General features: G+C 73.7%; 15 protein-coding genes. 5 read left to right on the top strand and 10 right to left on the bottom strand.

Features of this window, described 5'->3' with window-relative positions:
• Positions 1-64: 64 nt before the first annotated feature.
• From ACQPZA_RS25490 to ACQPZA_RS25480, 3 genes are read right to left on the bottom strand one after another with little or no spacing between them, the layout of a single operon-like run.
• Positions 65-1537, bottom strand: coding sequence for an aminotransferase class I/II-fold pyridoxal phosphate-dependent enzyme (locus ACQPZA_RS25490; protein ID WP_433274439.1), 1473 nt, complete (start codon positions 1535-1537; stop codon positions 65-67).
• Positions 1538-1596: 59 nt separating this feature from the next.
• Positions 1597-2631, bottom strand: coding sequence for an alpha/beta fold hydrolase (locus ACQPZA_RS25485; protein WP_433274437.1), 1035 nt, complete (start codon positions 2629-2631; stop codon positions 1597-1599).
• Entirely contained in the window at positions 2628-3188 is a 561-nt protein-coding gene (locus ACQPZA_RS25480) for an anthrone oxygenase family protein (RefSeq protein WP_433274435.1), read from the bottom strand. Before ACQPZA_RS25480 ends, ACQPZA_RS25485 begins: the two co-directional genes overlap by 4 nt.
• An 82-nt stretch (positions 3189-3270) precedes the next feature.
• Between ACQPZA_RS25480 and ACQPZA_RS25475 the strand changes: the two genes are divergently transcribed.
• Both ACQPZA_RS25475 and ACQPZA_RS25470 read left to right on the top strand, forming a co-directional pair.
• Positions 3271-6423 carry a BTAD domain-containing putative transcriptional regulator gene (locus ACQPZA_RS25475; protein ID WP_433274433.1) on the top strand — a complete coding sequence of 1051 codons (3153 nt, stop codon included), beginning with the start codon at positions 3271-3273 and terminating at the stop codon, positions 6421-6423.
• A gap of 77 nt (positions 6424-6500) precedes the next feature.
• Complete coding sequence (locus ACQPZA_RS25470) at positions 6501-6944, top strand: DoxX family protein (protein ID WP_433274431.1); 444 nt, start codon at positions 6501-6503, stop codon at positions 6942-6944.
• Positions 6945-6963: 19 nt separating this feature from the next.
• Here the strand turns inward: ACQPZA_RS25470 and ACQPZA_RS25465 are convergent, their stop codons facing one another.
• A complete protein-coding gene (locus ACQPZA_RS25465; RefSeq protein WP_433274429.1) occupies positions 6964-7761 on the bottom strand; it encodes an alpha/beta hydrolase in 798 nt (265 codons plus the stop codon).
• 207 nt (positions 7762-7968) lie between these two features.
• On the opposite strand from ACQPZA_RS25465, the gene ACQPZA_RS25460 reads away from it, so the two are divergent.
• The gene (locus ACQPZA_RS25460; protein ID WP_433282986.1) at positions 7969-8730 is read left to right on the top strand and encodes an MgtC/SapB family protein; all 762 of its coding nucleotides are present in this window, start codon (positions 7969-7971) and stop codon (positions 8728-8730) included.
• Here the strand turns inward: ACQPZA_RS25460 and ACQPZA_RS25455 are convergent.
• The 4 genes from ACQPZA_RS25455 to ACQPZA_RS25440 form a co-directional block, all read right to left on the bottom strand.
• A complete protein-coding gene (locus ACQPZA_RS25455) occupies positions 8666-10102 on the bottom strand; it encodes an MFS transporter (protein WP_433282983.1) in 1437 nt (478 codons plus the stop codon). The genes ACQPZA_RS25460 and ACQPZA_RS25455 overlap by 65 nt on opposite strands.
• 108 nt (positions 10103-10210) lie before the next feature.
• Positions 10211-10948 carry a ribose-5-phosphate isomerase RpiA gene (rpiA, locus tag ACQPZA_RS25450; RefSeq protein WP_433274427.1) on the bottom strand — a complete coding sequence of 246 codons (738 nt, stop codon included), beginning with the start codon at positions 10946-10948 and terminating at the stop codon, positions 10211-10213.
• Positions 10945-12456, bottom strand: a complete 1512-nt coding sequence (gene xylB / locus ACQPZA_RS25445; RefSeq protein ID WP_433274425.1) for a xylulokinase — start codon at positions 12454-12456, stop codon at positions 10945-10947. Before xylB ends, rpiA begins: the two co-directional genes overlap by 4 nt.
• Before the next feature lie 59 nt (positions 12457-12515).
• Positions 12516-13958 carry an aldehyde dehydrogenase family protein gene (locus tag ACQPZA_RS25440; protein WP_433274423.1) on the bottom strand — a complete coding sequence of 481 codons (1443 nt, stop codon included), beginning with the start codon at positions 13956-13958 and terminating at the stop codon, positions 12516-12518.
• Positions 13959-14146: 188 nt separating this feature from the next.
• Here ACQPZA_RS25440 and ACQPZA_RS25435 point away from each other — a divergent pair, with 188 nt between their 5' ends.
• Positions 14147-14917 carry a FadR/GntR family transcriptional regulator gene (locus ACQPZA_RS25435; RefSeq protein WP_433274421.1) on the top strand — a complete coding sequence of 257 codons (771 nt, stop codon included), beginning with the start codon at positions 14147-14149 and terminating at the stop codon, positions 14915-14917.
• Here the strand turns inward: ACQPZA_RS25435 and ACQPZA_RS25430 are convergent.
• Positions 14899-15306 carry a YccF domain-containing protein gene (locus ACQPZA_RS25430; protein ID WP_433274419.1) on the bottom strand — a complete coding sequence of 136 codons (408 nt, stop codon included), beginning with the start codon at positions 15304-15306 and terminating at the stop codon, positions 14899-14901. The two genes, ACQPZA_RS25435 and ACQPZA_RS25430, sit on opposite strands and share 19 nt — an antisense overlap.
• A 229-nt stretch (positions 15307-15535) precedes the next feature.
• Between ACQPZA_RS25430 and ACQPZA_RS25425 the strand changes: the two genes are divergently transcribed.
• On the top strand, positions 15536-16924 hold the full coding sequence (locus ACQPZA_RS25425; protein ID WP_433274417.1) for an FAD-binding oxidoreductase: 1389 nt from the start codon (positions 15536-15538) through the stop codon (positions 16922-16924).
• Positions 16925-17065: 141 nt separating this feature from the next.
• Here the strand turns inward: ACQPZA_RS25425 and ACQPZA_RS25420 are convergent, their stop codons facing one another.
• Complete coding sequence (locus tag ACQPZA_RS25420; RefSeq protein ID WP_433274415.1) at positions 17066-17737, bottom strand: DUF1275 family protein; 672 nt, start codon at positions 17735-17737, stop codon at positions 17066-17068.
• Positions 17738-17842: the final 105 nt, after the last annotated feature.

Below are 17842 nucleotides of genomic sequence, written 5' to 3'. Positions count from 1 at the left end.
GCAGCAAAGCCACGTTGCCGCCATCTGGTTGCGTGAACGTGGCTTTGCTGCAACGTGGGGTGGCTCAGGCGACCACCCGGATCGTCGTGAGTTCGGGATCCGTCGGGTCGGGCAGCACCATTCCGGCCTGCACCCCGCTGCGCAGGTAGTCGAGCGCCCGCTGTCCGATGCGCTCGCCGGGGAGCAGCACGGGAATCCCCGGCGGGTAGGGAGTGACCTGCTCCGCGCAGATCCGGCCGGCGGCATCGTCGGCGCGCACGTCTTCCGTGCGGGCGAAGAACGCCTCCCGCGGAAGCATCACCGTGTCGAGCTCGAGGTCGTCCGGTGACGGGAGCTCGACCGGGGAGGGCTTCGGCAGGTCGTGCGCTGCCTTGGTCAGTGCGCCGAGCGCGTCGACCAGCAGGGCGGCGGTGCCGGCGTCGTCGCCGATCGTGAGCTGGGCCTCGACGCGCCGGTGGTCGGAGGTCCCCATGTCGAGCGCCCGCTCCGCGCGCAACCAGTCCGCCGCCTGGTAGCCGGAGATGCCCAGCTCGGAGACGTCCATGATGACCTTCAGCGGGTCCAGCTCGTGGGAGGCCTCGGCTCCGATCAGCTCGTCGTGCAGCACCCGAAGGCCGGGAAGCTCCGCGAGCCGTTGCCGCACGTCCCCCGCGAGAGCCAGGGCGTCGTCGAGCAGGTGGTGGCCGTGCTGCACCATCTGCCGCCGCCAGCCGTCCATCGCCGCGTAGATCAGGACGTTCGGGCTGGTGGTCGCCAGCAGGTCGGCGCAGGCGCGCAGGTGGGCGGGGTCGACGAGGTCGCCCTGCAGGTGGAACACCGACCCCTGCTCCAGCCCCGCGCCCATCTTGTGGACGCTCACCACGCACAGGTCGGCGCCGGCGTCCATGGCCCAGGTGGGCAGCTTCTCGTGGAACGGCAGGTGCGCGCCCCACGCCTCGTCGACCACGAGCGGGAGCCCGCGGCTGTGGCACAGCTGCGCGATGGCGGCGATGTCGGCGCAGGTGCCGTAGGGAGTCGGACTGGTGATCAGCACGCCGCCGACGTCGGGCTCGCGGTCGAGGGCCTGCTCGACGCTCTCGGGCGACGGCGGGTGGGCGAGGTGCAGGGCGGCGTCGTATCTCGGGTGGACCCAGGCGGGTTGCAGCCCGGAGAGGACGAGCCCGGAGATCACCGACTTGTGGACGTCGCGTCCCACCAGCATGCGACCGTGCCGCCCGGCGACCGCGAGCATCGCGCTCTTGACCGACAGCGAGCTGCCGCAGGTGGAGAAGAAGGCATGGTCGGCGCCCACGGCGTCGGCCATCAACTGCTGGGCCCGCTCGATCACCCCTCCGGACGAGGACCGGTCGTCGAGCCCGGAGGTCGCCAGCACGTCGCCTCGGAAGACGTCCTCGCCCAGCACCGCCCGCACCCGCGGGTCGACGCCGCGGCCCTGCTTGTGGCCGGGTGGGGTGAACGGCGTGCGCCTGTGCCGGTGGTACCCGGCGAGCGCGTCCAGCACGGGTGCTTCGTCGTGGTCCATGCGGTCGTGGTCCATACGGTCGGCCTACCCGGCGCCCCTCGTCGGCAACACGCGTCGGAAGTGAGGTGAGCGACCTACCTGCCCGGCGAATGGTGCAGAAGGAACTGACGCGCCGCGCCCTGCGCATCTCCGGCCGCCGGGCTCAGCCAGAACCCGAGATGGTCGTCGTCCTCCATCCAGTGGTGCTGGGCCCCCGGGATCTGCCCGGCGGCGTGCACACCGTCCTCGAACGGGACGTCGCCGTCCTGGGTGCCGTGCACGATCAGGCTGGGCGTGGTGACCTGCGCCAGGGGGAGCGCGGGCAGCGCCCTGGCCTGCTCGGAGTCGTTCCGGGTGCCCGGCATCCGTTCCTCGTAGGGGAACGTGGTGCCGAACATGGTGGTGAAGAACTCCCGGACCTGCGGCGTGTCCATGATGTGGGCGGTGCGTTGCGCCTTCTGCTCGGCGGTGAAGGTGCTGGTCTCGTCCAGCGTGCCCGCCACGATCGTCCCGAGCGACACGTTCGCGGTCAGCTTCACGAGCTTCTGGCCGATCGTGTTCAGGAACGCCGTCCGCACCGGCGAGCCCGGTGCCGGCGTGCCGGGCACCGGCCTGCTGGTGCCACCGACGGAGACCAGGCCCCAGACCCGCTCGGGGTGGCGGGCCGCGAACGTGTACGCGACGGGGGCGCCTGCCGAGGCCGCCAGCACGCCCACCCGCTCGATCCGCAGCTCGTCGAGCAGGGCGGCCAGGAGGTCGGCCTGCTCCGCCGGCGTCCGGCCCGAGGACAGCGGGGTGCCGAGGTAGCCCGGCCGGGAGGGGCTCAGGACCCGGAACCCGTCGTCCTGCAGCCAGGCGGCGAACAGCCGGCCCTGGTCGGCTCCGCCCAGCCCGGCGTGCACCGACAGGACGACAGGCCCGGCGCTGCCGTACAGGTCGTACTCGACCGGCCCGCGGGCCGTCTCGGCGGTGCGCAGGTCGAGCTGGACGCCGGGCCGGAGCACGCGCCGGTCGCCCTCCGGGAAGTCCCCGTCCCACGCGAGGAGCCCCAGTACGAAGGCCGCCGGTACGCCGAGCAGGACGACCGCCGCGACGGTGAGGGCCTTCCTGATGCGCCCTCTCGTCGTCACGCCGGCCGGCCCGCGCTATCCGGTGCGGGGTGGGCGCCCCCGGAACGGGCGACTCGGCCGCTGGAAACGGGCGACTCGCGGGGTGGGTGGCGGCGGGCCAGGTCGGCCGCGGCGATCGTCAGCGCGAACGCGGCCACCGCGACGACCACCCGGACGTCGTTGAAGGCGCCCCAGACGGCCAGCCGCTCCTGGTAGTCGGCGGCGAGAGCGCCCGCGGCCCAGGCCCTGATCTCGTCGTGGATCGGCACAGTGCCGAACCTGGTGACGAGGAACGTCGTGAGGGTGAGCGCCACGCCGCCCACGGCAAGGCCCCGGGCCCGGCCGCGGGCGGCGAGAGCCAGCCAGCAGCCGGCCAGGAACGTGGCGACCATCAGCCCTTGCGTGACCACGCCGTTGAGCTTCATCAGCTCCGTGCGGAACGTCAGGTGCACGTCCAGGGGGACGGCGGAGAAGGTCGGTTCCACGTTGGCCCAGCCGTAGAACATGGTTCCGGCGAGCAGACCGGTCGTCAGCTGCGCCGCGAAGGCGGCCGTCCTCGGGAAGATCTCACGCTGCATGGGGACCAGGCTGTCGACCGGCGCTCACAGACCGCACACAGATCGCTCACAGCGCGACGGCCGGTGCTGGCACAGTGGCCGCGTGCAGGTGGGCATCCTCGGGCCGCTGGAGGTCCGGGTCGGCGACGCGCGGGTCGCGGTCGGCGGTGCCCGGCTGCGGACCCTGCTCATCCGGCTCGCGGTGGACGCCGGGCGGACGGTGTCGGTGAACGCGCTGGCCGAGGCCCTCTGGCCGGAGCAGAAGGGTGCCGGGGCGCCGGCCGGCCACACGCACGCGCTGCACTCACTGGTGTCGCGGCTGCGCCGGGCGCTGCCCGGCGAGTGGGTGCGGTCGGCTCCCGGGGGCTACCTGCTCGACCTGCCGCCGGAGGCGCTGGACGCCACGCGCTTCGAGCGGCTCGCCCGCGCCGGCCGCACCGCGCTGCAGGACGGCCACGCCGACATCGCGGGGCGCCGGTTGCGGGATGCGCTGGCGCTGTGGCGGGGTGACGCACTGGCCGACGTCGCCGACGTCCCGTTCGCCGCAGCGGTGACCGCCCGGCTCGACGAGCTGCGGCTCAGCGCACTGGAAGACCGGGCGCAGGCGGACCTGCTCACCGGTGCCGAGCCGGCGCAGCTGGTGGCCGAGCTCCGGGCGATGACCGCCGCGCACCCGGGACGGGAACGTGCGCAGGCACTGCTGCTGCGGGCGCTGCAGGCCGACGGGCGTCCGGCCGAGGCGCTCGGGCGGTACGCGGAGCTCCGCTCGGCGCTGGCCGATGCGCTCGGCGCCGAGCCGTCGCCGCAGGTACGCGAGGCGCACCTGGCGGTGCTGCGCGCCGAGGAGGTCCGCCGCCCGCGGTCGCGGCAGGGCAACCTGCGCGCAGCACTGACGAGCTTCGTCGGGCGGCAGGGGGAACGGGCGCTCGTCGCGCGCCGCCTGGCCGGGAGCAGGCTCGTCACCCTGACCGGACCCGGGGGAGCGGGCAAGACCCGCCTCGCCACGACCGTCGCCGCGGATCTGGCGGACGGCCTGCGCGGCGGAGCCTGGCTGGTGGAGCTCGCGTCGGTGACCGACCCGGGTGAGGTCGTACAGACCGTCCTCAGCGCGTTCGGCAGCCAGGGCACGGGTGGGGTCACCGCGCGCGACACGATGGACCGCCTGGCCGGCGCCGTCCCACCGAGCCCGACGTTGCTGGTGCTGGACAACTGCGAACACCTCCTCGACGCCGCCGCGGCCCTCTGCGAGGAACTGCTCGGCCGGTGCCCCCTGCTGTGCGTGCTCGCCACGAGCCGGGAGCCGCTCGGCATCACCCCGGAGGCTCTCGTCCCGGTGCCCCCGCTGCCCCTCGCGGTCCCCACCGCAGATGCCGGCGAGATCCTGGCCAGCCCGGCCGCGCGGCTGTTCGCCGAACGGGCCGCAGCCGCACACCCCGGCTTCCGCCTCACCGCGGCCAACGCGATGGTCGTCGCCGACATCTGCCGGCGCCTCGACGGCCTCCCGCTGGCCATCGAGCTCGCCGCGGCCCGGACCAGGTCGGTGCCCGTCGAGCACCTGGCGACGATGCTCGACGACCGGTTCGGGCTGCTGGGCCGCGGCAGCCGCACCGCGCTGCCCCGCCACCGCACCCTGGGCGCCGTGGTCGGCTGGAGCTGGGACCTGCTCACCGAGGACGAACGCAGGCTCGGCGAAGCGCTGTCAGTCTTCCCCGGCACGATCACCCTCACCGCGGCGGAGCGCGTGGCCCCGCCCGGCGTCGCCGTGGCGCGGACGCTGGCGGCGCTGGTCGACAAGTCGTTGCTGCACCTGGTCCCTGCGACCGGTGTGCGCTACCGGATGCTCGAGACGATCCGCGAGTACGGGATGCGGCGCCTCGCCGCGAACGGGGACCTGGACCGCGCCAGAGCCGCCTACACCCGCCACTTCCTGGAGCTGGCCGAGACCGCGGCACCCGACCTGCGAGGACCCGACCAGCTCCGCTGGATCCCCACCCTCACCGAGGACCGGGAGAACCTCCTGGGTGCACTGCAGGGCGCCGCAGGCGCGGGCGACGCCGACACCGCGATCCGGCTGGCGTCCGCCATCTCCTTCTTCCTCACGCTGCACGGCGACCACGCCCAGGCCGCCCGGCTGCTGCGTGACGCCCTCGCCCTGCCGACCTCGACAGCGCCTGCGGTGCACGCGCCCGCGGTGGCCGCCTACCTGATCAACGTGGTCCTGGCGGGCACCGTCGAATCGGGAGACCCCGACCTCGATCGGTTCCGCGCAGCGGCCGCGAGCGGGCACCCGTCCGCACTGGTGATCGCGCCGCTCCTGGCGGCGCTGTCGGGTGACCCGGCTCCGCTCCTGACGACCGACCCGCCGGCTCGCGCCGCCCCGTTTGGCAGGGCGATGGTCCGGCTGATGCGCGGGCTGCTGCGGGCCAACCGGGGCGACCTCCACGAGACCTGCCGTGATCTGGTCGCCGCCGCCGACGAGTTCGAGGCCCTGGGCGAGCGCTGGGGGACGGCCGTGTCGCTGACCCGGCTCGGCACCACCGCGCTCGTGCTCGGCGACGTCGACGGCGCGCTCGGGGCGCTGCGCCGGGCCCGGGTGCCCGCCGCCGAGCTCGGCAACGACGACCACCAGCGCGTGTGCGCGGCGACCGCGCACATCTACGCCGGTGACACCGTGCGGGCGCGGGCCGAGCTGGACGCCGTGGTCGCCGGCGCTCCGGCGGCCCACCACCTCGCGCTCGCGCGGATGCTGCTCGGCGACGTCGAGCGGCGCGACGGCGCCCTCTCCGCCGCGGCCCGCGAGTACGACGCGGCGCGCCGGGCCGTGGGTCGACGCGCCGAGACCGACCGGCCCTTCCAGGTGCAGTACCGCACCGGCCTGGCCCACCTGGCGATGGCCCGCGGCGACACCGCAGGGGCGCTGACCGATCTGCAGGCCGCTTTCGCCGAGGCGCTGGCCACCGACCAGCGCGCGCTACTGGCCGGTGTCGGCACCGGTCTCGCCGCACTGCGGGCCGGGCTGGGTGAACCCGCCGCCGCGGCGGCCGCGCTCGGCGCCGGCCACGCGGTGCGTGGGGCGGCTGACTCCCTGCACCCGGACGTGGCCCGCCTGACGCACGAGCTGCGCCGTGGGCTGGGCGACCGGTTCGGTGGTTGCTACGACCGCGGCCGCTCCCTCGGCCGCGCAGCTGCCGCGGCGCTGCTCGCCTCCGAGCTCGCGGCGGCACAGGCCGATCCGGAGTCGCTCACCGAGGCGTGAGTCGCAGCGATGAGTTCGGTGCCTCCGGCCGGTCCCTATCCCGACAGAACGGACGGGTGCGAGCACCAGGAGACCTCATGGGCAGGCAGACGACCAGCACATCCACCACCGCGGCCGGGTCCGCGACACGGCCGGGAAGGGTGGTGGACGTGGCGCTGTGGGTGGCCCAGGTCCTGCTCGCGGCGGTCTTCCTGGGGGCGAGCTATCCGAAGGTCACCTTCGACCCGGTGACGCTCGAGGGGTTCGCGGCCATGGGCTTCAGCGCGGCCGGAACAGTGATCATCGGCTGCCTGGAGATCGCGGGGGCGATCGGGCTGCTGGTGCCCCGCCTGTCGGGGGCGGCGGCTCTCGGCCTGGTCGCCCTGATGATCGGAGCGACGACGGCCACGGTGCTGACCGTGGGCGGGGCGGCGGCACTCCTGCCGGTGGTGCTCCTGGTGCTGGCCGCCCTGGTCGCCTGGGGTCGCTGGTACCGGACCGTCGAGCTCGTCCGCTGGGTCCGCGGGCTGGTCACGCGATAGCCGGTCGTCGCGCGGCACGTCAGGGAGCGTGCATCAACCACCGCACCGCGTCCTCGGCGATGGACGCGGGCACGGTGTGGGCGCCGTCGAACTCCCGCACCTCGGTCGGTACCCGGGCCGACCGGAGCTGCGGGACGATTCGGCGCGTCGTGCGGTCGATGGGGAGCACGGTGTCGTGGCGGCCGTGGCAGAGGAACACCCGCGGGCTCCCGGCCCTGGGTCCTGGCGCGATGAAGCCCGGCGAGAACGCCATGACGTGGGTGAACAGGTCGGCGTTGGCGAGCCCGAGCGACAGGGCGTACGAGGCCCCGTCGGAGAACCCGCTGACGGCGAGCCGGGTCGGGTCTACGGGGTAGGAGCCGAACACCCGGGCGAGCGCGTCGTCGATCCGCCGCACGTCCGGCCCCCAGCCGGCGGTGACGGCGTCCCAGGTGGCGGCGTGCGATGTCGGGGCCAGCAGCAGCAGTCCGTGGGCGTCGGCCAGCGGGAGCAGGGGTGCGAGGCCGCCCTTGGCGTTCCCGCCGGCTCCGTGCAGGGCCAGCACCAGACGCAGGGGAGCTGCTCCCGCGGTGGCCGGCACGCGCACCAGCACCTCCGGTCCGCCGGGCAGCGCCAGCAGGCTTGATGGAGTCGCGGCAGCAGCGGGCACGGGCACGGGGGGAAGCCGGGCGGCGAGGCGCGCGTTCGCGCTGCCGGCGCCCTGCGGCGGCAGAGGGCTCATCGCGGGGAAGTCTCCCGTCAGCAGGCCGAATCCGCCGAGCGCGGCGCTCGTCGCGGTGACGACCGCGGCGCGCAGGAGTGTGCGGGGACCCCGCACGTCGTCGCGGTGCTGGAACGCTCGGGGCCCCTGCCGGCGCGGTTACCCTGTGGAGACCGTTCCCGAGCAACCGGGGATCGACCACCGAGCCACAGGCGGCTGCGAGGTCGGGCGAACGGGGCGCGTGTTCCATCCGGTACGCCGCCTCGTCGTGTGGTCCGCTTCGGAGACGACAACGGATCGGAGGGCGGGAGCGTGGTGCTCGCGTTGCCATTCGGGGAACCGACCGGCCAGAGCTGGCTGCAGATCGGCGAGCTCGGCGTCGCGCTCGTCCTGTCGGCCGCGATCGGGCTGGAACGGGAGCTGCGGCAGAAGAGTGCGGGTCTGCGCACCCACACCCTGATCGGTTTCGGGGCCGCACTGTTCATGCTGGTCTCCAAGTACGGCTTCACCGACGTCCTCGGTGACCACGTCGTCCTCGACCCGTCCCGGGTCGCCGCGCAGATCGTGTCCGGCATCGGGTTCATCGGTGGCGGCCTGATCTTTGTCCGGCGTGACGCCGTGCGTGGCCTGACCACCGCCGCGGCCGTCTGGCTGACCACGGCCGTCGGGATGGCGGCCGGTGCCGGGCTGCCGGTGCTGGCGGCCGTGGCCACCGTCGGCTACTTCGTCGTCGTCTTCGCCTTCCCGCTGCTGACGGTCCGGATCGCGGGCTCGCGGCCGCAGAGCCGCTTCATCCAGGTGACCTACGAGGACGGCCGTGGCCTGCTGCGCGACATCGTGAGCACCTGCACCCGTCGTGGCTGGATCATCGCGGAGCTGACCACGAGGCACGTGGAGCGAGAGCCGGTGAACGCGCTGGTGGACGGGGGCCCGACCGGCTACGGCGGGGGCGGTGTGCGGCCGGTGTCGGTACTGCTCGAGCTGCGGGGTCCGGCCGACCAGGAGGAGATCGTCACCGACCTCAACAACCTCCACGGCGTGCTGACCGTGGCCGCCAGCAACCCGGACCTCGATCCGGACGCCTGACCGGAACCAGCCAGGCCGACACCACGAGGGCGACGGCCACCGCGGCGAGCGCGGCGAGCGCCGTGCGCGCGGCGCTCTCGGCGGTGCCCGTGTGCAGCGTGAGGGTCACCAGCGCCACGCCGAGTGCCGTGCCCAGGCTGCGGGCCATGTTGACCAGCCCGCCGCCGGTCCCGGCGGTGCGGGCCGGGACGAGTCCCATGACGAGGCTGTTGTTCGCCGGCGTGAAGATCCCCAGCGCGAGCCCGAGGATTCCCAGCATCGGTACGAGCCACGCCGGGGTGAGCGGGACGACGACCAGCAGGCCGGTCGCGCAGACGACGGCCAGCGCGCCGACGAGGCAGCGGAGGCGGTCGCTCCAGGCCGCGGGCAGCAGCCGTTCACCGGTGGTGGCGGCCAGCGCGAACCCGGCGGGGAGCGCGGTCAGCACGAGCCCCGCGTGCAGCTCCGACTCCCCGGCTGCGACGAGCACGACCGGCACGAGCACGAGCGGACCGAAGAGGATCAGGTAGCCGCCGACTGCGCCCCCGAGACCCGCGGCGACCGCCCGCGAGCGCAGGAGCGCAGGATCGAGCAGGGGAGCGGCGAACCGCCGGCTGTGGGTGACGATGCCGAGCACGGCCGCGGCCGTGACCACGAAGAGGGCGGGCGCGACCCAGCCCGGAAGGGTGAGCCCGGACAGTGCCGTCAGTCCGAGCAGCCCTGCCGTGGTGGCGGTGACCAACAGCAGGAGACCGGTGACGTCCCAGGTGGTCGTGGAGCTGCGGTGCCGGGTGCGGGGGAGGAGGAACACCCCCGCGACGACGGCGACGACGCCGATCGGGACGTTGATGCCGAAGACCCAGCGCCAGCCCAGGGTGGAGACGAGCAGGCCACCGACCGTGGGGCCGAGTGCGAGGCCGAGGGCCTGGGCCGCCGCCTGGATGCCGAGCGCGGCACGCCGCCTGCCCGGGGGAGCGCACGTGCTGATCAGGGCGACGCTGTTGGCCTGCAGCATGGCGGCTCCGACGCCCTGGACCACCCGGAACGCGATCAGCCAGCCGAGGGTGGGCGCCAGTACGCAGGCCGCGGAGGCCACCGTGAACACCACGAACCCGTAGAGGTAGAGCAGCTTGCGGCCATGGGCGTCGGACAGCCTGCCGATGGGGACCAGCAGCGCGGTGAGCGTCAGGAGGTAGGAGAGGGAGACCCACTGGACCCCCGCCAGTGACGCGCCGAACTCGGCGCCGAGAGGACCGTAGGTGAGGGTGACGATGCTGGCGTCGAGCTGACCCATGAACGCGCCGAAGCAGACCGTCCCCACTGCCAGCAGCCAGGCGTGCGGCCAGGTGCGCAGCTGGGCCGGACGGGCGGGTTCCCTGGCGAGGACGGACATCCACACGGTGACTCCCTTGGGCGCCTTGCCTGACGATCACCGCTAATGACCGTACATTGCCCGTCGGCCGTCTCACCTTATGGAGAGGGTCACGTCACGCCCGGGGTCTCAGAACGTGTGGACCTCCGCGCTCCCGTCGGGATGGCCGACCACCATCCCGTCCGCGATCCCCACGAAGAGGCCGTGCTCGACCACCCCCGGGATGTCGTTGAGGACGGCCGCGAGGCCGGGGACGTCGGGGATCGCACCCAGGTGTGCGTCCAGGATGTAGTGGCCGCTGTCGGTCACCAGCAGGTCGTCCCCGCGCATCCGGTTCGTGATCGGCGCCTCTCCGAGGCCGGCGTCGGCGAACAGCCGGGACAGGTGCCGCCGGGTGGAGACCCACCCGAACGGCACGACCTCCACCGGCAACGGGAAGGCACCGAGGGTCGGGACGATCTTGGTGTCGTCGAGGACGGTGACCATCCGGTGGGAGGCCCTCGCCACGATCTTCTCCCACAGCAGGCAGGCGCCCCCGCCCTTGATCATGCTCCCGGCGCCGTCGATCTCGTCCGGGCCGTCGATCGTCAGGTCGAGCTCGGAGACGTCGTTCAGGTCGGCGAGGCGGACCCCGAGCTCCAGTGCGAGGTCCCGCGTCGCGGTCGAGGTGGGCACCCCCACCACGTCGAGGCCGTCCCGCACCCGCTCGGCGAGCGAGCGCACGAACCAGTGCGAGGTGGTGCCGGAGCCGAGCCCGAGGAGCATGCCGTCACGGACGAACGTGTCGAGGGCCCGCCTCCCCGCGGCGACCTTCGCCCGGTCCTGTGGCGTACCGGGTCGCACGCCGTCCTCCACGCGTCCGGTCACCGCTGCGCCCCGGCGAGCTCGGCGAAGGTCGGCTGCAAGGTCCGGTACAGCCGGCGGTGGATCGCGAACAGCCGGTCGTAGAGCTCGGCGTTGTCGGCCTCGGGCTTGAACCGGGAGGTCTCCTGCACGAGGGCGGCGGCGTCGGCGAGGGAGGCGAAGTCACCGGTACCGACCCCGGCGAGCAGGGCAGCGCCGTACGCGCCCCCCTCGGCGGCGCCGGTCACCGTCACGACCTCCCGCTGGAGCACGTCGGCCAGCATCTGCAGCCACAGCGGCTCCACGGTGGCGCCACCCGACACGCGCACCTGCGTGCAGTCCAGGCCGGTGGACTCGCACACCTCCACGATCTCGCGCAGGTTGAGCAGGACGCCCTCCATCACGCTGCGGGACAGGTGGGCGGTCGAGTGCATCGGGGTGAGGCCCACCCAGCTGCCGCGGGCCTCCGGGGCCACGTGCGGGCAGCGCTCGCCCAGCAGGTAGGGCAGGAACAGCAGGCCCTCCGACCCGGGCGGCGCCTGCCGGGCCAGGTCCACCAGGCTGCGGTAGCCGAGCTCGGGATCCACCGGGCGCAGGGCGTCGCGCAGCCACTGGAAGGCGCCGCCCGCCACCAGCGAGACACCCATGACGTGCCAGCGGTCCGGGGCGTTGCCGCACGAGATCTGCAGCGTGCCGTCGATGTCGTCGGGGCAGGCCCCGCTGGCTCCCGCGACGATGCCCGCCGTGCCCAGCGTGATGCCGATCGCGCCGTCCTCGATGATGCCCATCGAGGTGGTCTGGATGACCGCGTCGCCACCACCGCCGAACACCGGCGTCGACGCCGGCAGGCCCCAGCGCTGCGCCACCTCCGGTCGCAGCGTTCCGGTCGGCTCGTGCGACTCGACCACGCGGGGCAGGAGGTCCACGGGGATGTCCAGCAGGTCGAGGAGCTCGGTGGACCAGCGCCGCCCGCGCACGTCGAACAGGCCGGTGCCCGATGCGTCGGACACCTCCGTCACCAGGTCACCGGTCATCCGCAGGCGCAGGTAGTCCTTCGGGTTGACCAGGTGCCGCATCCGCTCGTACGCGGCGGGCTCGTGCTCGCGCAGCCAGAGGATCTTCCCGGCGGTGAAGCCCGGCAGCATCCTGTTCTGCACCAGGTCGATGAGCCCCGGCAAGCCACCGGCCCGTTCGGTGATCTCGGTGCACTGCGGGGCGGCCCGCTGGTCGTTCCAGAGGATCGCCGGGCGGATCACCTCGCGGTTCTCGTCCAGCGCGGTGAGGCCGTGCATCTGGCCGCAGAGCCCGAAGCCGCGGACCTGCGAGTCTGCAGGCAGCCGGTCGAGCAGCTCCCGGACCGCGTCGTCGGTGGCCTCCCACCAGCGGGCCGGCTCCTGCTCGGCCCAACCGGGCCGCGAGGTGAGCACCGGGTACTCGCGCACGCTGCTGTCGAGCACCTCGCCGCTCGTGTCGAGGGCGAGCACCTTGCACGCGGACGTCCCGAGGTCGATGCCGATGAAACACGTCGCCATGCGTCGCTCCTTGAGTCGGCGGCTCGCCGTCGAGCCGCTCCCGGCACGGCCGGTGGGCGTCAGGCGTGGTGCCGCACCCGCACGTGCTTCATCTGGAGATACCCCTCCATGCCTTCCCTGCCGTGCTCGTAGCCGAAGCCACTGCCCTTGCGGCCGCCGTAGGGGGCGTTGATCGTGCCGGCGTCGACGTTGTTCACCGCGACGCTGCCGAAGTCGAGGCGGCGGCCCAGCGCGAACACCTCGCCCAGGTTCTCGGAGTAGACGTAGGCCGCGAGCCCGGCCGGGGTGCTGTTGGCCAATGCGACGGCCGCGTCGAGGTCGGTGAACGCGCTCACGCCGATGACCGGGCCGAAGGTCTCCTCGTGCATGACGAGCATGTCCTGCGTGCAGTCCGCGAGCACCGTCGGCAGGTAGAAGTTGCCCGCCGGACGGCCCGGAGGGCGGGTGCCGCCGACGAGGACGCGCGCGCCCTTCGTGCGGGCGTCCTCCACGTGGCGCTCGGACCGTTCGAGGATCTCGGCGTTGGTGACGGGGCCGACGTCGACGTTCTCCTCGCGCCGGCCGTCACCCACCACCAGGTTCGCGGCGCCCTTCGCCAGCCGCCCGACGAACTCCTCGTAGAGGTCGGCGTGGACGTAGGCGCGGTTGATCGCGATGCAGATCTGGCCGGCGTTGCGGAAGGAGCGCCGCAGCGCGCCGGTGACCGCCTGGTCCAGGTCGGCGTGCCGGGTGACGATCAGGGGGCAGTTGCCACCCAGCTCCATCGACACCGGCTTGACCCCGGAGACCGTCTTGACGATCGCCGCGCCGGTGGCTCCGGAACCGGTGAACGCCACCTTGTCGATCGCGGGGTGGGCCACGAGCGCGCGCCCGGTGGTCCCGGCTCCGGTGACGAGGTTGGCCACCCCGGCGGGCAGCCGGGCGACCTCCAGGCTGCGGAACACCTCGATCGCCGCGGTCGGGGTGTACTCCGACGGCTTGACGACGATGGTGCAGCCGGCGGCGAGCGCCGCGGCCAGCTTCCAGCCGATGAGCTCCACCGGGTAGTTCCACGGCGTGATCGCGGCGACGACCCCGATCGGCTCCTTCTCGACGATGCTGGTGAAGCCGTCCTCCTCGTTGGCGAGGGTGGCCCCGGTGATCCGGGTGGCCTCCTCGGCGTAGAAGTGGAACGTCTTCGCGAGCTTCTCGACCTCTCCGCGGGCCTCGGGCAGCGGCTTGCCCATCTCGCGGGTGATGGCGGCCGCCACCCGGTCCGTGGCGGCGGAGAGGGCGTCGGCGGTGGCGTGCAGGTGGCCGGCCCGCACCGACGGGTTGACCCAGCGCCAGCTGTCCCACGCCCGGCGCGCGGCGGTCACGGCGCGGTCGACGTCGCGTTCCGTCGACTCCGGCACCCGGGCGACGACGTCTCCCGTGGCGGGGTCGCGCACCTCCAGAACCGCGCCGCCGCCGTCCTCCCAGCGACCGTCGACGTAGTTCTGGCCATGAGCAACGCTGTCCACGCCGATGTCAGCTCCTCAGTGGATGTGCCTGAGCGGATGTGCTGCCTGCCCGGGCGGCCGCGTCGGCCACGTCACGGGTGCAGGGACCGGTCTCCCGTACCACCGGACGAACATTCCGGCTCGGGGACCTGTATCTCATCGAGCTATCGCATCATCATACCTTTGAGCCCGTCAACAGGAGGCGCGAAATGCTCGGACCCGCCGTGGCTGCCGGACCCGCCGGGCGCCCGCCGCGCCTGCCGGAGGTGGTCGCCAACCGCATCCAGGCGCGGTTGTTCGCCGACCGGCTCGTTCCGGGGGACCAGCTGCCCACCGAGGCGCAGCTGGCGCAGACCTACGACGTATCGCGCACCGTCGTCCGGGAGGCCGCGCGGATCCTCGAGCAGCGGGGCCTGGTCAGCATCCGGCCGGGCCGCGGGATGATGGTGGCGCTGCTGGACGGGCGGCCCATCGCGGAGCACTTCAGCCTGCTGCTGCGCAGCGGCCCCGCCGTGTTCGAGCAGCTGATGGAGGCGCGGTTCCTGCTGGAGGTGGAGCTCGCCGCGCTCGCCGCGGTCCGGCGGAGCGCGCGGGACCTGGAGGAGATGCGCGCGGCGCTGTCCGTCGCGCGCGACCATCGGGACGACTTCGACGTCTGCCTCGAGCAGGACCTGACTTTCCACCGCGTCACCGCCCGCGCGAGCGGCAACACCCTGCTGGCGCTGTTCATGGACCCGGTCAACGCCTGCCTCCGCGAGTCCTACCGGGAGCCGATGGCCTACCTGGCCCAGCAGGGCCACACCCTCGACGAGCACCAGGCGATCTACGACGCCATCGCCGCGCAGGACGCCGACGCCGCCCGGCGCGCCTGCCGGGAACACCTGCAGCGGATCACGCGCGAGAGCGGCACGCTGCTCGCCGAGTCCGTGGGCTCCGCACCGCCGGCCCCGCCCGCGGACGGTCAGCTGACGGCGGGGTAGCGCGCATCCTGCGGCGTGTCGCTGTCGATGATCACCCTCCCGAGCGGGACGAGTGAGACGGGGATGAGCTTCAGGTTGGCCCACGCCAGCGGGATCCCGATGATCGTGACCGCGAGGGCGACGGCGGTGGTGAGGTGGGCCAGCGCGAGCCACCAGCCGGCGAAGACGATCCAGATGATGTTGCCGATCGTGGACGGGGCACCGGCGTCGGCGCGTCGCACGAGCTGGCGACCGAAGGGCCACAGCGCGAAGTCGGCCATGCGGAACGACGCCAGGCCGAACGGGATGGTCACGATCAGCAGGCAGCAGACGATCCCGGCGACGGCGTAGCCGATCGCCAGCCAGACGCCGCACAGGACGAGCCAGATCACGTTGAGCAGGGTCCGCATCACGGTCCTCCATCGCCTCCCCTCCAGACTGCACCCGCCCGGGTGTTCTGTCGCCTTTCGGTGGGCGTGGTACCCGGACAGCGCAGTCGCAGGGGTTGCGAAACGCGTGCCGATGCGATGTCGGTCACCGGAGGGAGAGTCATCGCTGCTCGCAGGCTTGCGGGCGGGCCTCGCGGAGAGAGATCGCCGGGCCGTGAACCTGCGCACCGCGCCCAGCGTGTGCCATGTCGTGAGCGATACCTCAACCATCGGTCAGGGCGCCCCCGAGCTCGACGACCTACGTGCGGCCTGTGCCGGACCCGTCCATCTGCCCGGCGACGCCGGCTACGACACCGCACGGCTGGCGTGGAACGTCGCGGTGGAGCAGCGACCCGCGGCGGTCGTCCGGCCCCGGACCGCGGACGAGGTGGTGGCGGTCGTCCGGGCGGCTGCCCGTGCCGGGCTGCGGGTCGCGCCGCAGGCGACGGGGCACAACGCCGGCCCGCTCGAGGACCTCCGGGACGTGGTGCTGCTGCGCACGGCGGGGCTGACCGGGATCACCGTCGACGCGGACCGGCGCACCGCCCGCGTCGGGAGCGGGGTGGCGTGGGAGGACGTCGTCGCGGCGGTGGCGCCGCACGGGCTGGTGGCGCTGCACGGGTCGTCCCCGGACGTCGCGGTCGGCGGGTACTCGCTCGGCGGAGGCGTCGGGTGGTTCGGGCGCCGCTTCGGCCTGCAGTGCAACAGCGTGGTCGCCCTCGAGGTCGTGCTCCCCCACGGCGAGCTCGTGCGCGTCGACGCCGGTTCCGACCCCGAGCTGTTCTGGGCTCTGCGCGGCGGGGGTGGGAACTTCGGGGTGGTGACCGCTCTGGAGTTCGCCCTCTACCCGGTCACGTCCGTCTACGGCGGTGCGCTGGTGTGGGACTGGCGGGAGGCGGGCCGCGTGCTCACCCGGTGGTCGCAGTGGGCGACCGGGGCACCCGATGAGGTCACCACGTCGTTCCGGATCCTGCAGCTGCCCCCGATCGAGGCGGTGCCGCCACCGCTGCGCGGCCGGCAGGTCGTCATGATCGACGGGGCCGTCCTGGCCGAGGACGGGGTCGCCGTGGACATCCTCGCCCCGCTGCGGGAGCTGGGTCCCGAGATCGACACCTTCGCCCGGATGCCGGCGCCGGAGCTGGTCCGCCTGCACGGCGACCCGGAGGAGCCCATGCCGGTGGCGTCGTCCGCGGCGTTGCTCGGGTCGATGCCCGCCGAGGCGGTGGACGCGTTCGTCCGGGCCGCAGGCGCGGAGTCGGGCTCGATACTGGCGGTGGCGGAGCTGCGCCAGTTCGGCGGCGCGCTGGGCCGCCCGGATCCGCGGGCCGGGGTCCTGCCGATGCTCGACGGGCAGTTCGCCCTGTACTGCTGTGCGCTGGCGGCGGGACCGGAGGCCGTGGTGGGCAGCCGGCACGCGGAGCGTCTCGCCGAGGCGATGGTGCCGTGGACCGCCGGGCACTACCTCAACTTCGCCGAGACGGCGCTGGACACCGAGCTCGCCTACGGCGCCGAGGCCTACAAGCGGCTGCAGGCGGTCCGGCGGCGGGTCGACCCGCACGGGCTCATGGTCGCCAACCACCCGGTGCCGGCCGACGCCTGAGCACGACCCTGGACGACCACGGGTCTCGCGTACGCGAGACCCGTGGTGCACGGAGCGGACGGAGGACGGTCCGTCCGCGAATCCGGCGAACGCCGGAGTGGGTGCCTTCCATGGCGATCGAGGGGTCGCCACGGAAGGCACTCATCCGTCCGGCCCGCTCGTCCGGGAGGCACGGGCCCCGAGGACCAGCCCGACGCATGCCGTGAGCAGGACGACGGGCAGCAGGGGGACCGCCCAGGCCAGGAAGTGCAGCAGCACCGCCGCAGCGGTGGCCCCGCCCACGAGCGCGACGAGCTGACGCAGCGCCGCCCGGCGGGGCCCGGCCCGTCCCGTCACGACGTCCTGCAGCGCGCTGACCAGCGTGCCGGTCATGTACGTGGTCGAGGCCTGGAGCCGCAGCGCCGCCACGCTCTGCCCGCCCATGGCGAGCGCGGCCACGGCGAGCAGGATCAGCGCCGCGAGCGGCTCCGGGTGCGCCCCGGTGACGATCCAGCCGACGGCCACGACGACCAGGAGTGCCAGTTCGGCGAGGAGCATGCCGACCACCGCCTGCGGCCTTGCGTGCCACAGCCGGGCCCAGGCGAGCACACCGACGGCGAAGGCGGCCACCGCGGTGCCGGCCGGCGTGATCAGCCTGAAGTTGCCCGTGCCGACCCCGTAGGCCGCGGTGACGAGGTTCCCCGTCACGACGCCGGCGAACGCGCCGCCCAGCCCGGCGAGTGCGAGCAGGTCCACCGCCCCCGCACACGCGGCCAGCATCGCCGGGACGATCCCGGCCCACCTCCTGGCCAGTGTGTGCGGGGCAGCGGTCATGCCCGGGACTCCTACCACAGGGCCTGACCGCCGGCGGGATGACCACTCGACGGAGTCGGAACGCGCAGAGCTGCACGGCTGCCGGTATAGCACTTGTGCTACCGT

The organism is Pseudonocardia xinjiangensis, from assembly GCF_050948425.1.
In the GTDB taxonomy this organism is placed as follows: domain Bacteria; phylum Actinomycetota; class Actinomycetes; order Mycobacteriales; family Pseudonocardiaceae; genus Pseudonocardia; species Pseudonocardia xinjiangensis.
The sequence above is the reverse complement of the archived record's forward strand: the minus strand, read 5'-3'. Positions and strand labels throughout refer to the sequence as shown.